Source organism: Streptomyces sp. NBC_01363 (assembly GCF_026340595.1).
GTDB lineage: Bacteria > Actinomycetota > Actinomycetes > Streptomycetales > Streptomycetaceae > Streptomyces.
The window spans coordinates 3454770-3470133 of sequence record NZ_JAPEPF010000001.1; the positions used below are offsets into that span (position 1 = coordinate 3454770).

Annotated in this window: 9 protein-coding genes; 3 read left to right on the forward strand and 6 right to left on the reverse strand. The window is 71.2% G+C overall.

All coding sequences use genetic code 11. The features are described from left to right. The first annotated feature begins 44 nt into the window (after positions 1-44). Together pulA and OG611_RS15945 are read left to right on the forward strand one after the other, a co-directional pair. Positions 45-5366, forward strand: a complete 5322-nt coding sequence (pulA, locus tag OG611_RS15940; RefSeq protein WP_266420100.1) for a pullulanase-type alpha-1,6-glucosidase — start codon at positions 45-47, stop codon at positions 5364-5366. Between the two features lie 189 nt (positions 5367-5555). After that, a complete protein-coding gene (locus OG611_RS15945) occupies positions 5556-7592 on the forward strand; it encodes an NB-ARC domain-containing protein (RefSeq protein ID WP_266420103.1) in 2037 nt (678 codons plus the stop codon). 117 nt (positions 7593-7709) lie between these two features. On the opposite strand, the gene OG611_RS15950 is transcribed toward OG611_RS15945, so the two are convergent. The 5 genes from OG611_RS15950 to OG611_RS15970 form a co-directional block, all read right to left on the reverse strand. Beyond that, the gene (locus OG611_RS15950; protein ID WP_266420106.1) at positions 7710-8432 is read right to left on the reverse strand and encodes a TetR/AcrR family transcriptional regulator; all 723 of its coding nucleotides are present in this window, start codon (positions 8430-8432) and stop codon (positions 7710-7712) included. Between the two features lie 61 nt (positions 8433-8493). After that, positions 8494-9576: a PDR/VanB family oxidoreductase gene (locus tag OG611_RS15955; protein ID WP_266420109.1), complete on the reverse strand. Its 1083-nt coding sequence runs from the start codon at positions 9574-9576 to the stop codon at positions 8494-8496. Between the two features lie 2 nt (positions 9577-9578). Beyond that, positions 9579-10484, reverse strand: coding sequence for a metal-dependent hydrolase (locus tag OG611_RS15960; protein ID WP_266420113.1), 906 nt, complete (start codon positions 10482-10484; stop codon positions 9579-9581). A 75-nt stretch (positions 10485-10559) separates the two neighbouring features. Continuing rightward, positions 10560-12503: a hypothetical protein gene (locus OG611_RS15965; RefSeq protein WP_266420116.1), complete on the reverse strand. Its 1944-nt coding sequence runs from the start codon at positions 12501-12503 to the stop codon at positions 10560-10562. 70 nt (positions 12504-12573) lie between these two features. Continuing rightward, complete coding sequence (locus OG611_RS15970) at positions 12574-12711, reverse strand: hypothetical protein (RefSeq protein ID WP_266420119.1); 138 nt, start codon at positions 12709-12711, stop codon at positions 12574-12576. Positions 12712-12955: 244 nt separating this feature from the next. Between OG611_RS15970 and OG611_RS15975 the strand changes: the two genes are divergently transcribed. Then, positions 12956-13690, forward strand: coding sequence for a BTAD domain-containing putative transcriptional regulator (locus OG611_RS15975; RefSeq protein ID WP_266420122.1), 735 nt, complete (start codon positions 12956-12958; stop codon positions 13688-13690). Positions 13691-13994: 304 nt separating this feature from the next. Here OG611_RS15975 and OG611_RS15980 read toward each other — a convergent pair whose 3' ends face one another. Next, on the reverse strand, positions 13995-15311 hold the full coding sequence (locus OG611_RS15980; RefSeq protein ID WP_266420125.1) for a hypothetical protein: 1317 nt from the start codon (positions 15309-15311) through the stop codon (positions 13995-13997). Between the last annotated feature and the right edge of the window lie 53 nt (positions 15312-15364).

The following is a 15364-nucleotide window of genomic DNA, read 5'->3' on the forward strand; positions in this document are numbered from 1 at the left end:
GCCCACCCCGAGAACCCCCACCCGCACGCAAGGAGACCCAGCCCGTGTCCCGTTCCACCCTCGGACGTGGAGCCGTCGCCGCACTCTGCGCGGCGCTCCTCCCCGTCGTCCCGGCGGCATCCGCCTCCGCCGCGCCGAGACCCCCGGGCCCGCCCCCGGACTCCCGGCTGGCCGCCGAACCCGCACGTCACGACCTGACGCGGGAGCAGTTCTACTTCGTCATGCCGGACCGGTTCGCCAACGGCGACACCTCCAACGACCGCGGCGGGCTCACCGGTTCACGCACGGACACCGGCTACGACCCCACCGACAAGGGCTTCTACCAGGGCGGCGACCTCAAGGGCCTGACCGATCGGCTCGACTACATCAAGGGCCTCGGCACCACCGCCATCTGGCTCGCCCCGATCTTCAAGAACCGCCCCGTCCAGGGCACCGGCAAGGACGCCTCGGCCGGCTACCACGGCTACTGGATCACCGACTTCACGCAGGTCGACCCGCACTTCGGCACCAACGCCGACCTGTCGAAGCTGATCGACAGGGCCCACGCCAAGGGCATGAAGGTCTTCTTCGACGTCATCACCAACCACACCGCGGACACCGTCGACTACGCCGAGAAGGCCTACGGCTACCGGCCGAAGGGCGCCTACCCGTACCTGGACAGGGACGGCCGCCCCTTCGACGACGCCAAGGGCCTGGCGAAGGTGGACGCGGGCTCGTTCCCGTACACCCCGAAGGACACCGGGACCGCCGGGAAGAAGGTCCCGTCCTGGCTCAACGACCCGACGATGTACCACAACCGCGGCGACTCGACCTTCGCCGGTGAGTCCGCCACGTACGGCGACTTCTCCGGGCTGGACGATCTGTGGACCGAGCGGCCCGAGGTCGTCTCCGGCATGGAGAAGATCTACGAGAAGTGGGTCCGGGACTTCGACATCGACGGCTTCCGGATCGACACCGTCAAACACGTCGACCTGGACTTCTGGACCCAGTGGGCGACGGCCCTGGACACCTACGCGGCCAAGCACGGCCGCGAGGACTTCTTCATGTTCGGCGAGGTCTACTCCTCCGACACCGCCGTCACCTCGCCCTACGTCACCCGGGGCCGGCTCGACGCGACGCTCGACTTCCCCTTCCAGGAAGCGGCACGCCAGTACGCCTCGCAGGGCGCCCCGGCCGCGAAGCTCGCGGCGGTGTTCGGCGACGACTACCGCTACACCACCGACAAGGCCAACGCCTACGAGCAGGTGACCTTCCTCGGCAACCACGACATGGGCCGCATCGGCGCGTTCCTGGAGCAGGACAACCCGAAGGCCGACGACGCGGAACTCGTCCGGCGCGCGGAGCTCGCCAACGAGCTGATGTTCCTCGGTCGCGGGAACCCCGTCGTCTACTACGGCGACGAGCAGGGCTTCACCGGCGCGGGCGGCGACCGGGACGCCCGGCAGACCATGTTCGCCTCGAAGACCGCCGACTACCTCGACGACGACGAACTGGGCACCGACCGCACCCACGCCACCGACGCGTACGACACGAAGCACCCCCTGTACCGGAACATCGCCGCGCTCTCCGAACTCACCAGGAAGAACCCGGCACTGCGCGACGGCGTCCAGACCGAGCGGTACGCGGAGGGCTCCGTCTACGCCTTCTCCCGCACGGACCCCGAGAAGCCCGACGAGTACCTCGTGGCCACCAACAACGGCACCGCCCCGAGGACCGTCGAGCTGCCCACCGCATCGGCCGGTATGAACTTCCGTACGCTGTACGGGGGTTCGGCCACCATCCGCAGCGGCGCGGACAAGAAGATCACCGTCACCGTCCCCGCCCTCTCCAGCCTCGTGCTGCGCGCCGAGAAGCCCCTGGGCGCCCCGGCCACCAAGCCCTCGATCACGATCGAGGCGCCCGCCGCCGGAGCCACCGGCACCGTGGAGCTCTCCGCCGACGTCGACGGCGGACAGCTGAACCGGGTCGTCTTCGCCGCACAGACCGGCAACGGGAAGTGGGTCACGCTCGGTTCCGCCGACCACGCCCCGTACCGGGTCACCCAGCACCTGGACGGCAAGGTGGCGGCCGGAACACCGCTGCGCTACAAGGCGGTCGTCGTCGACCGCGCCGGCCGCACCGCGAGCGCACTCGCCGCGAGCACCGCCGGACAGGCCCCGGCCGACGTGAAGCCCGTGGCCGTCCAGCGCGACTACGCCGTCGTCCACTACAAGCGCGCGGACGGCGACTACGCGGGCCGGCAGCTCAGGTCGGGCGACGCGACGGCCGATTTCACCGGGCGCGACGCCTACGGAGCCTTCGCCTGGCTCAAGCTCGACGAAGGCGCGTCCACCGTCCCGTACACCGTCGAGAAGGACGGCACCGCCGACGGGCCGCAGCGCACCGTCGAACTCGCGAAGACCGGGCAGGTCTGGATCGAGCAGGGCAAGGACGGCCAGGCCGACACGGCCCCCGACGGCGCCTACCCGCCGCAGGACACCACGAAGGCCGTACTGCACTACTACCGGCCCGACGGCGACTACGACGGCTGGGGGCTGCACACCTGGACCGGCGCCAAGGACCCCACCGACTGGGCCAAGCCGCTCCAGCCGGTGAAGAAGGACGCCTCCGGCGCCACTTTCGAGGTGCCGCTCACCGACGGCGCCACCTCGCTCAGCTACATCCTGCACAAGGGCGACGAGAAGGACCTCCCCAGCGACCAGTCGCTCGACCTCGCCACGTACGGGCACGAGGCCTGGATGCTCGGTGCCACGCCCGGCTACCTGCTGCCCCAGGCCGGCGGCGTACCCACCCCCGACCTCTCCAGGGCCGAGGCGCAGTGGATCGACGCCGACACCGTCGTATGGAAGGTGAAGGCCACCGGCGCCACCAGCCAGCAGCTCGTCCACGCACCGCGCGGCGGCATCTCCGTCGTCGACGGGGCACTCTCCGACGAGGGCCAGTGGCTGCGGCTCACCCCCTCCGCGCTGACCGACGCACAGAAGGCGAAGCATCCGAACCTCAAGGACTACCCGGCGTTCACCATCGACGCCCGGGACCGGGACAGGGTCCGTGACGCGCTGCGCGGCCAGCTGATCGCCACCCAGCGCGCCGCCAACGGCGCCCTGCTCGCCGCCACCGGCGTACAGAGCGCGGGCGTGCTCGACGACCTGTACGGCAAGAACGCGGCCGGCGCCTCGCTCGGCCCGGTCTTCGACCACGGCCGCCCCACCCTGTCCGTCTGGGCACCCACCGCGCGGACCGTCGCCCTCGACCTCGACGGGAAGAGCGTCCCGATGCGGCGCGACGACCGAACGGGCGTCTGGTCGGTCACCGGACCGAAGACCTGGAACGGCAAGCCCTACCGGTACGCCGTGGACGTCTGGGCGCCCACCGTCCAGAAGTTCGTCACCAACAAGGTCACCGACCCGTACTCCACCGCGCTGACCACGGACTCCGCGCGCAGCCTCGTCGTCGACCTGGACGACCCCGGCCTCGCACCGAAGGGCTGGTCCGGGCTGCGGAAGCCCGCCGCCGTCCCGCTGCGCGACGCCCAGATCCAGGAGCTGCACATCCGCGACTTCTCGATCGCGGACCGCACCTCGAAGCACCCCGGCGAGTACCTCGCCTTCACCGACACCCGCTCCGACGGGATGAAGCACCTCAAGCGGCTCGCGGACTCCGGCACCGGCTACGTCCATCTGCTGCCCGCCTTCGACATCGGCACCATCCCCGAGAAGAAATCCGCCCAGCAGAAACCGGCCTGCGAGCTGTCCGTGTACGCCCCCGACTCCGACGAGCAGCAGGCCTGTGCGGCGAAGGCCGCCGCGAAGGACGGATTCAACTGGGGCTACGACCCGCTGCACTACACCGTCCCGGAGGGCTCCTACGCCTCCGACCCGGACGGCCCCCGGCGCACCGTCGAGTTCCGGCAGATGGTGCAGGGGCTGAACGGCGCGGGGCTGCGCACCGTCATGGACGTCGTCTACAACCACACCGTCGCCTCCGGCCAGGACGACAAGTCCGTACTCGACCGGATCGTGCCCGGCTACTACCAGCGGCTCCTGGACGACGGCACCGTCGCCACCTCCACCTGCTGCGCCAACACCGCACCCGAGAACACCATGATGGGCAAGCTGGTCGTCGACTCGGTCGTCACCTGGGCCAAGGAGTACAAGGTCGACGGCTTCCGCTTCGACCTGATGGGCCACCACCCCAAGGACAACATCCTCGCCGTCCGCAAGGCGCTCGACGGGCTGACCGTGGCCAAGGACGGCGTCGACGGGAAGAAGATCCTCCTGTACGGGGAGGGCTGGAACTTCGGTGAGATCGCCGACGACGCCCGCTTCGTCCAGGCCACCCAGAAGAACATGGCCGGCACCGGCATCGCCACCTTCTCCGACCGCTCCCGCGACGCCGTCCGCGGCGGCAGCCCCTTCGACGAGGACCCGGGCGTACAGGGCTTCGCCACCGGCCTCTACACCGACCCCAACACCTCGGCCGCCAACGGAACGAGGACCGAACAGAAGGCCCGGCTGCTCCACTACCAGGACCTGATCAAGGTCGGCCTCACCGGCAACCTCGCCGACTACACCTTCACCGACTCCGCCGGCAACACGGTCAAGGGGTCCGGCGTCGACTACAACGGCGCCCCCGCCGGATACGCCGCGGCCCCCGGCGACGCGCTCGCCTACGCGGACGCCCACGACAACGAGTCGCTCTACGACACGCTCGCCTTCAAGCTCCCGGCGGGCACACCGGCGGCCGACCGGGCCCGCATGCAGGTCCTGGCCATGGCGACGGCCACCCTCTCGCAGGGCCCCTCGCTCTCCCAGGCGGGCACCGACCTGCTGCGCTCCAAGTCCCTGGACCGCAACTCCTACGACAGCGGCGACTGGTTCAACGCCCTGCACTGGGACTGCCGCGACGGCAACGGCTTCGGCCGCGGACTGCCGCCGGCCGCCGACAACGCGTCCAAGTGGTCCTACGCGAAGCCGCTGCTGGCCGACGCCGCGCTCCGCCCCGGCTGCGCGCAGATCGACGCCGCGTCCGCCGCGTACCAGGACCTGCTCACCATCCGTTCCACGGAGAAGGGCTTCGGCCTCGCCACCACCGGCCAGGTGCAGTCCGCCCTGTCCTTCCCGCTCTCCGGGAAGGACGAGACACCGGGCGTGATCACCATGCGGCTCGGGAAGCTGGTGGTGGTCCTCAACGCCGCCCCCGGCACCGAGACCCAGACGGTCGCCGGGCTGGCGGGGAAGCAGTACGCACTGCACCCGGTCCAGGCCGCGGGCGCGGATCCTACCGTCAAGAAGTCCACGTATGAGAAGAGTTCCGGAAGATTCACCGTCCCGGGGCGTACGGTGGCGGTTTTCTCCCTGAACTGAGCCATGACGGGGCTACGTTGGGAGGCAGCAGCCGTCGGGGAATGCCGCAGCACCGCACCCCCGGCGCGCCCTCCCACCCCCCGGCCGGTCCCGGCCCCTTTCCGGTACGCCAGGCTTCCTCGCATGCCTGCGCCGTACGGGAACCAGGGGCCGGGACCGGCCGGTCCACCTGTTTCAGCGACGGTGACCATGGCGAGCAACATCCCCGAGGAGACAAGCAGCTTTGTCGGACGGAAAGCGGAACTTGCCAGGCTGGAGCACACTCTCGCCACGCACCGGCTGACCACGCTCACCGGCACCGGCGGCGTCGGCAAGACCAGACTCGCCGTCCGGGCGGCCCGGCAGGCGGCGGCCGGACACCGCGACGGCGCGTGGTGGGCGGACCTGTCGCCGCTCCACGACGACGGACTGCTCATCGCGACCGTCTCCGACGCGGTCGGGCTCTCCGACCACACCCTGCGCATGCCCATCGACGCCCTGTGCGAATGGCTCGTCGACAAGGAACTGCTGCTGGTTCTCGACTCGTGCGAACATCTGCGCTCCGCCTGCGTGCACCTGCTCGGCGAGATCCTCACGACGTCCCCCGGCCTCACCGTGCTCGCCACCAGCCGGCAGCCCCTGGACATCCGGGGCGAGCAGATCGTCGAGGTGGACCCGCTGCCCGTCGAGGGCGCGGCCGACGCGCTGACGTTGTTCCGGGACCGGGCGGCCGCGGCGGCCCCGGAGCTCGCCCTCGACGAGCCGGGGAACGCCGAGGCCGCCGCCGAGATCTGCCGAAACCTCGAAGGCATTCCGCTCGCCATCGAACTCGCGGCGGGAGCCCTCGGCCGGGACACCGTCGAGCAGGTCGCCGCTCGGATCAGCTCCCGCTTCGACGTACCGGACGACACATCGCTCTGGCCGCCGCGCCACCGCACCCTGCGCACCGCCATCGGCTGGAGCCATGAGCTGTGCACCCCGCTGGAACGGCTGCTCTGGGCCCGGCTGACCGTCCTGCGCGGCGACTTCGACGAGGCCGCGGCCCGCGAGGTCTGCGCCGGGGGGCCGCTCACCCCGGACGGTGTGCCCCGGGCGCTGGACGGACTGGTCGCCAAGTCCGTCGTCGGGCGGGACGGCCTGCGGTACCGCATGCTCGACACCATCCGCGAGTACGGACGGATGTGGCTCGCCGAACTCGGTGAGGAACGGGCCGCCGCCGACCGGCACGCCGCCTGCTTCCTCGGCCTGGCCCGCAACGCCCACGCCGGCTGGACCGGCGACGACCAGATCAGCTGGTACCACCGCATCGCCGAGGCGCACGCCGACCTCTGCGCCGCCCTCGACCACCTGCTGGTCCACGACACCGCGGCCGCCCAGGAGATGGCGGGACGGATCGGCTTCTTCTGGTGCTGCTGCGGCCATCTCCCGCAGACCCGCGAATACGCCCGGCGCGCCCTGGCCGCCGGACCGGCCGAGGGACCCCACCGCACCCGCGCCCTGTGGGTGCTGGGCATCACCGTCATGCTCCAGGGCGACTACCCGGCCGCCCGCCGGCTGGGCCGGGAGTGCACCAGGGAGGCGGCGCGCGACGGCACCGACGAGGGCATCCTCGCCGCCGCCTATCTGTGCGGCCTCACCCATCTGATGACCGGCTGCCCCGAGGCGGGCCTCCGCGAGGTCGACCGGGTCCTGCGCTCGACCGGCACCGCCACCCCGCTGGAGAAGGCCTACCGGCTGCGGTGCCGGCTCATCACGGTCTTCGCCCTGACCGGGCTCGGACGGCTGGACGAGGCGGCGGAGGCGGCCTCGGTCCTGCGCGCGGTCTGCGAGGCCCTGGACGAATGCTGGACCCGTAGCTACGTCGACTACCAGCTCGCCCTGATCGCCCTGCTCCAGGGCGACGCCGAATCCTCCGCCGCCCACGCCCGCTCGATGCTCGCGGGCAAGCACCGCATGCGCGACAGCTTCGGCATCGCGCTCGGCCTGGACATCCTGGCCGCGGCGATCGCCGCCCAGGGCGCCGGCGCCCGCGCCGCCCGGGTGTACGGCACGGGTCAGGTGTACTGGCGCATGGTCGGCCAACCGCAACGCGGCACCCCGGAACTGGGCCCACTGCGCGAGGCCTGCGAACGCCAGGCCCGCGAGGCCGTCGGCGACGCCGCTTACCAGCGGGCCTTCGAGCGGGGCCGGGCGGACAACGCGGAAGTGGGCCTGGCGGCGGCGCTCCAGGGCGAACTGCTCATGTAGCGGGTGCCCGGCCCCATGGGAACGGCTCCATGGGAACGGCTCCATGGGAACGGCCCCACGAGCCCGGCACCACGAGAACGGCCCGGCGAGGAGCCGGGCCGTGCCGATGGACAGGTGCTACGGCAGCCGCTGCGGAGGAACGGCCGGTACGGCGGGTGCCAGGGCGGAGAGCCGCTCCAGCAGCTCCCCGAACGGCCCGTCCGCCGGCTCCTGTCCGAGTACCCGCAGCACGATGCCCGCTGTCTCCGGGCTGTACGCGGCACTCACCGCGGCCAGCGCGGCGAAGTCGTGCACCAGCTGCAACTCCAGCTCCTCGCGCGGAATCCGCCGCCCGTCCAGCCAGATCAGCGCCGTCGACTCGGCCAGCGACACCCACGACCGCACGATCAGCTCCAGCCGAGCCGGGGGATCCTCGACCCCCAGATGGGCCAGGATCTGCTCGCAGGCGGCCTGCCGCACCCCGTCGATCATCGCGTTCGCGGTCGAGGACCCCGCCGCGGGCCCGCCCCGCATCAAGGCCGAGAAGCCGGGCCCGTGCTCGTCGACGAAGTCGAAGAACCGCCCCATCACCCTCAACAGCCGCGACCCGAGCGGACCTTCGCGCGGTTCCACGAACCGGGCCGCCAACTCGTCGGCCGCCCGCCGCAGCGCGGCCTCGTAGAGGCTCTGCTTCCCCGGGAAGTAGTGGTAGACCAAGGGCCGCGAGATCCCCGCGGCGGCCGCGATCTCGTCGATCGACACCTCGTCCGGGGCGCGGTGACTGAACAACTCCAGCGCGACACCGATCAATTGCTGTCTGCGCTCCTCGACGCCCATCCTGCGTCGCACCCCGGTCGTCATGGTGGACAGCGTACCCAGTGGAGCGGCGGGGGAGGGGCGTCGGGCGGGCCCGGACCCGCGCCTAGAGATCCAGCACCAGCCGCTCGCCCCGGCACCGCGACACGCAGATCAGCATCGAGTCGTCCCGTTCGGAGTCCGTCAGGAGCTCGTCGCGGTGGTCGATCTCGCCCTCCAGGACGCGCTGTTGGCATGTTCCGCAGAAGCCCTGCTCACAGGAGTACGACACGTACGGAAGTTCGTCGCGCACCGCGGCCAGCACCGACCGGTCCGCCGCCACCCGGACCGTACGGCCGGAGCGGCGCAGTTCGACCTCGAAGGGGCCGGAGCCGGCCGACGACGCGGCCGCCGCCGTGAAGCGTTCCAGATGGAGGGCGCGGCCGGGCGGCAATGCGGCGGTGACCGCGTTCATCAGGGGTTCGGGGCCGCAGCAGTAGACGGCCGTGCCCTCCGCCGTGTCCGCCAGGGCCACGGCGGCGTCCGGACGGCCCGCCTCGTCCTCGGGGACGACCGTCACCCGGCCGCCCTCCGTGCCCAGCTTCTCGATCTCGTCCAGGAACGGCATCGAGGCACGGGTCCGTCCGCCGTACAGCAGCCGCCAGTCGGCTCCCGAGGCGGCGACCGACCGCAGCATCGGCAGGATCGGGGTGATGCCTATGCCGCCCGCGACGAACAGGTACGCGGGGGCGTCGGCGAGGGGGAAGCGGTTGCGCGGGTCGCGGATCTCCACCTCCTCGCCCTCGTGGAGCCGCTCGTGGACCTCGCGGGAGCCGCCGCGGCCGTCCTCGACCAGCCGCGTCGCGATGGTGTACGTGCCGGGGTCGGCCGGGTCCCCGCACAGGGAGTACTGGCGGACCAGGCCGGAGGGCAGCAGGAGGTCGAGGTGAGCGCCGGGCTGCCAGGCGGGCAGCGCGGAGCCCTCAAGCCGGAGCTGGACGACGCCCTCGGCCGGGGTGGTCCGCTCGGTGATCAGCAGCCGGCGGGTGGCCGTGGTGCGGCGCTCGGAGTGGCCCGAGACCGGTTTCTCCAGGGCCGGCAGCGGCCACAGCGGGGAGTTCTGGATGCGGCGGTGCAGGGCGCGCTTGGCCAGCAGTGCGGCGCCGGCGACCAGGACGACGGTACGCAGGCGGGGCAGGGGGAGCGGCATGGTCAGCTGGTTCCCGTCATACGGGCCTCGGCGGCCGTGGCCGCGGGCGAGTGGGCGAGATAGTCGATGGCCTGGGCCGTGCTGCCCTCCTGCGAGGGGTGATAGCCGCGGCTCAGATAGCGGGGCACCGAACGCAGCAGATCACCGGTGGCGGGCAGGGTGCCGCGCTTGCCGCTGAGGTAGAAGTCCTTGACCGACCCCTTTCCGTTCAGCAGGCTCGGGTCGTTCTCCATGAAGAAGCGGATGCCCCGCTGCCAGAGGAAGACCAGCGCGCTGAACGCCGTGGCCCAGGTGCGCGCCCGCCGCCGGTAGCCGCCGTCGACATGCATGAACACCTCGAACGCGACCGAGCGGTGCTCGACCTCCTCCGCACCGTGCCAGCGCAGCAGATCCAGCATCATCGGATCGGCGCCGCGCCGGTCCAACTCTTCCGCGTTCAGCACCCAGTCGCCGAGGAAGGCGGTGTAGTGCTCGATCGCCGCGATCAGCGCCACCCGCTCCATCAGCCACCACTTGCTCGCCCGGCCCGGCGGCAGCGTCCGGTCGCCGAGCAGCTTCTCGAAGAACCAGTCGACCTGCGCGGTGTACGGCGTCGGGTCGAGACCGAGCTCCTTCAGGCGGGGCAGCACGTCGTCGTGCGCCTGGGAGTGCACGGCCTCCTGGCCGATGAAGCCGATGACGTCCTGGCGCAGTTGCTCGTCGTGGATGTACGGCAGCACCTGCCGGTACACGTGGATGAACCAGCGTTCCCCGGCGGGCAGCAGGAGGTGGAGCACATTGATGGTGTGTGTGGTGAACGGATCGCCCGGCACCCAGTGCAGAGGAGTCTTCTCCCAGGCGAAGGAGACCTTGCGGGCCTTGAGAGGCGTCCGCTCCGACGCGACCGGCGCTGGCTGCGTGTTAGACATGTTGTCAATGTACTGAGAGGTAGGCCGCGGGAACAGAGCCGTGCGGCGAATTCCTGACCTCGGCGGGACGGTGCGTCAGCGCAGCCCGCCCACCCGGCTGCCGTCCGTCAGCGTCCCGTTCAGCCGCGCCCGGTCGCCCGCCCTGGCCGGCACGGCGAGGAGACGGCTGTCGGAGCGCCCCTCCACTCCGCCCGACGCGGCCAGCGAGGCGAACTGCTCGCTGCCCGCCGCCAGTACGTACCAGTGGCCGCCCTGCGACTTCCACAGCACCCCGGCCAGCACCCGCGGGTCGCGCGCCCCGCAGGCCGGGGAGTCCTCGGCCCTGGCCGCGACCGTCCCGGGCGGGCCGCCCGTCGCGACGGCCGGTGCCGACGGGGCCTGGAACTGGGCGAGGGCCCGGCTCCCGGTGCCCCGCCAGGTCTCCGCCCTGGTGCAGAGCCAGCGCGCGGAACCATCGCCCTCGGGCAGCGGCTGCTCGGCGTACTGCCAGGAGTTCACCGACCGCACCCCGCGCGAACGCACCGCCGGCAGCAGACAGGCGGTCCGCGCCCAACTGTCCCGCTCCGCCCGCCCGGCGACGTCGTGCGGCGCGGACGGCGGGCCCGAGGTCAGCCGGGCGGGGGTCAACTCGCCCAGGTCCGTCATCAGCCGGGCCGCCGAGCCGTCGCGGATCTCGATCACCTGCCAGGCACGGCAGTCGCGGGCCGTCGCCGGGCTGGTCAGCGCGACGGTCACACCGTCGGGGCCGCGACGCAGCGGCTGCGGGGCGCCGCCCGGCGCCAGCAGGTCCCGTACCGACACCGCGGTCACCCAGGGCGCGGTGAGATAGCGGATCCGGTCATCGGCACGGGCCACGATCAGGGCGGCGGCCGACGCCATGTCAGCACCGTCGACCCGGGCGAAGTCGAGCCCGACACCCTCGTCCCGGTCGTCGGCACGGGGCTCCGCGTACCGCACGACGCGCAGCCCGTCGTAGAACAGCACCACCGTCACCCGGTCCACCTCGCCCGCGTACAGCAGTTGCGGCGCGCCCATCGGCGGCCCGATGGGGGTGTCCGGGGTCGCCGTGATGCGCACCGTGCCGTCCGGGTGCGCCCAGACGGTGAGCGCGCGGCGCAGCAGCCGGGTGTCCTGGGTGCGGTTGCCCCGAGTGGGCCAGGCGGTGAAGTCGGTACGCGGCGAGCGCCGCCAGAAGTTCGCGGACACCCGGCTCGACCTGACCGGATCCAGGGCCTGTGCCACGGCGGCGTCATGGGTGTACGACGACGCGGTCCGGGCGTCGCGCCCCCAGCCGTTGCCCGGCAGCCCCAGCAGCGACCCGCACACCAGCAGTGCCGCGACGGCCACCAGCGCTGCCTTCGCGTGCTGTCGGCGGCGCAGCAGATCCGGCGGCCGGGCTTGGAGCGAACAGGGGTCGAACTCCGGGGAGTCGAGGAGCGCGTACGGCGCCGGAACGCCCTCCGCCTCCGCGAGCGCCGCATGCGGGTCAGCGACCCCGGCATCCGCGAGCACCCGCCGCACCTCCGCGTCGGCCAACCCCTCCAGGCCACGCAGGGCATGGGCGGCGCGCCCCGGGCCGGAGAGCGCCGACAGGGCGTGCTCCAGGGCGAGTCCGTCCGATCCACCCGAGTGCGGGAACAGCCGCAGCCCCCACACGAGCGGAAGGAGCGACGGCGGCCGGGTGCGGGCCCACGCGCGTCGTGGACGGCCCGCCTCCAGTGCCGCACGCAGCACCCGCCCGCGGGCGCGGGCATAGGACGGATCGACCGCCGCCGCACCGCCGGGCCTGCGCGGCACCGGGACGCCGCCCCCGGCCCCGTACCCCGCCCGGCGTCCGGACAACAGGCACCGCTGGGCCAGCGCGTGCGCCCTCAGCACCCGGCGGTGGCTGCCGAGGGACGGCGGCAGCACGAGATAGCCGAGCCGGACCAGCCGCGGATAGTGCTCGACGAGCGCCGCCCCGGCCTGCTCCCCATCGGACGGGGCGGCTGCGGAAGGTACTTCTGGCAGTGGACGCACGTTCAGCAGAACGAGCGAATCGTGCGATGGTCACCCCGGCCCGTCGGTGCTGGAGCAACGGGCCGACCCCTCACCGCAGTTGCCATCCGCTGAACTCAACCGTGCCGCGCAGCCCGCTCCCGCCGTTCGTCACGCTCATGAAGATCCCCACGTCCCGGGCCGCCGCCGTCCCCGGCGCGGCGACCGTGCCCACCGTCCGCCGGTTCAACCCATGCGCCTACCGGCGGAAGCTCGGCCTGAGGGCACCAATTTTTGGACCCGATTAGGACAATTCGACATCTCTTGGCGGGTAGAGCAGCATTGCTATGCGGGAGGTGTACAGATCGCTGGCCCCAGGAATGACGGCGCGGCCAGTTGACGGGCGCCGGGTAGACCGACCCCTACGCGATCACAAAGCCATGAGCTCATATGATCTCGCTTTCTTTCCGCCGCCCACCAGGTCCGGGCCGTCCGTGAGCATCTCTCTTCTCGGCGGTTTCGACATCGTAGTCGGCGACGAACCAGTGACCGTCCCAGTTGGCTCGAAGCGACTACTTGCGTTTATCGCGCTACAATACCGGGCCGCTGTCCCCCGAACTCTGGTAGCCGGGAGTCTTTGGCCCGAAGCATCCGAGCAAGGTGCGAACACGAACCTGCGGTCGGCATTGTCACGCCTCCAGGGCCTCGGGAAGCAAGCACTGAATATCTGCCCCGCCGAGTTGCGCCTCGCGCGGGAGGTCACCGTCGACCTGTTTCGAGCTCGGTCGTTGGCCCAGCGAATACTCGATCCCCATGTCCCGGCCCAGGAGCTCGACCTCAACGCGGCGGCCGTCGACCAGCTGTCCGCCGATTTGCTGCCCGGCTGGTACGACGACTGGATGTTGCCGGAGGCGGAGCAATGGCGGCAGCTTCGACTCCACGCACTTGAGGCACTGACGGGTGCTTTCATTGACACGAAGGAGTTCGCCTGGGCTGTGACGGCCGCCCATGCGGCCGTCCAGGCGGATCCGCTGCGGGAGAGCAGTCAGGCTTCGCTGATCCGCGCCCACCTGGCGGAGGACAATCGGTCCGAGGCACTGTACGACTTCGAACGCTACGAGCAGCACCTCCGTGACGAGCTGGGACTCCGACCCACACCGCGGCTGCGCCGGCTGGTGTCCGAACTCCAGCAGTCGCGCCCCGGTAATGGATCCGGCCCCCAGCTGTAGGTTCCCGTCGTAGCGTGGAGTCATTGGCTGCAGGGAAATTTGGCGGCTGCGGCGACTGCGGGGAAATTTGGCCGAACTCGGTATGGGACCTCGCGTGGTCGCGTGGTGAAGCGCCGCTGAGGCTTTGATTTGACCAGATGGGCATCGTCGCGCACCAGACCGACATCGTCACGGTGGTGTCGGGTCGTGCTTCGACTGCGCCGCGAGCGAGTTCCCGGAGTTGGCGAACCCGCCACTGCCCAGTGGCGGGTTCGCGCTACCGAGTTTGGTCGGCAGGCTTGTCGTGGTCAGCACGCGACAGAAGTCACGTCTGTGCGCCCTGTTGGAGGACGTTGCCGTTGCCTTCGCCGGTCTGTGCGCCTTGCTGGAGGACGTTGCCGTTGCCTTCGCCGGTCTGTGCGCCTTGCTGGAGGACGTTGCCGTTGCCTTCGCCGGTCTGTGCGCCTTGCTGGAGGACGTTGCCGTTACCGCCGGTCTGTGCGCCCTGTTGGAGGACGTTGCCGTTACCGCCGGTCTGTGCGCCCTGTTGGAGGACGTTGCCGTTGCCTCCGCCGGTCTGTGCGCCTTGCTGGAGGACGTTGCCGTTGCCTCCGCCGGTCTGTGCGCCTTGCTGGAGGACGTTGCCGTTACCGCCGGTCTGTGCGCCCTGTTGGAGGACGTTGCCGTTGCCCCGTCCGGTCTGTGCGCCCTGTTGGAGGACGTTGCCGTTGCCCCGTCCGGTCTGTGCGCCCTGTTGGAGGACGTTGCCGTTGCCTTCGCCGGTCTGTGCGCCTTGCTGGAGGACGTTGCCGTTGCCCCGTCCGGTCTGTGCGCCCTGTTGGAGGACGTTGCCGTTGCCCCGTCCGGTCTGTGCGCCTTGCTGGAGGACGTTGCCGTTTCCGCCGGTCTGTGCGCCCTGTTGGAGGACGTTGCCGTTGCCTTCGCCGGTCTGTGCGCCTTGCTGGAGGACGTTGCCGTTGCCCCGTCCGGTCTGTGCGCCCTGTTGGAGGACGTTGCCGTTGCCCCGTCCGGTCTGTGCGCCTTGCTGGAGGACGTTGCCGTTGCCCCGTCCGGTCTGTGCGCCTTGCTGGAGGACGTTGCCGTTGCCCCGTCCGGTCTGTGCGCCCTGTTGGAGGACGTTGCCGTTGCCCCGTCCGGTCTGTGCGCCTTGCTGGAGGACGTTGCCGTTGCCTTCGCCGGTCTGTGCGCCCTGTTGGAGGACGTTGCCGTTGCCCCGTCCGGTCTGTGCGCCTTGCTGGAGGACGTTGCCGTTGCCCCGTCCGGTCTGTGCGCCTTGCTGGAGGACGTTGCCGTTACCGCCGGTCTGTGCGCCTTGCTGGAGGACGTTGCCGTTGCCCCGTCCGGTCTGTGCGCCTTGCTGGAGGACGTTGCCGTTGCCCCGTCCGGTCTGTGCGCCCTGTTGGAGGACGTTGCCGTTGCCCCGTCCGGTCTGTGCGCCTTGCTGGAGGACGTTGCCGTTGCAGAACTGGGGCGTGGCCCGAGAGCAGATTTGGGAAGGGGCCTTTGGCGGGGCCTGGGGCGCTGCTGCGACACTTGTCGCACCAACCCCGCCAGCGAGCGCCGCGATCAAGCTCGACACGCCGATCAGGCGGGGAATTCCTTGCCGAATGCTTCTCATCATGGTGGATTCCTTGCGTGTGAAGGCGGGTTTGCGCTTGCCTGCACCAGCCATAG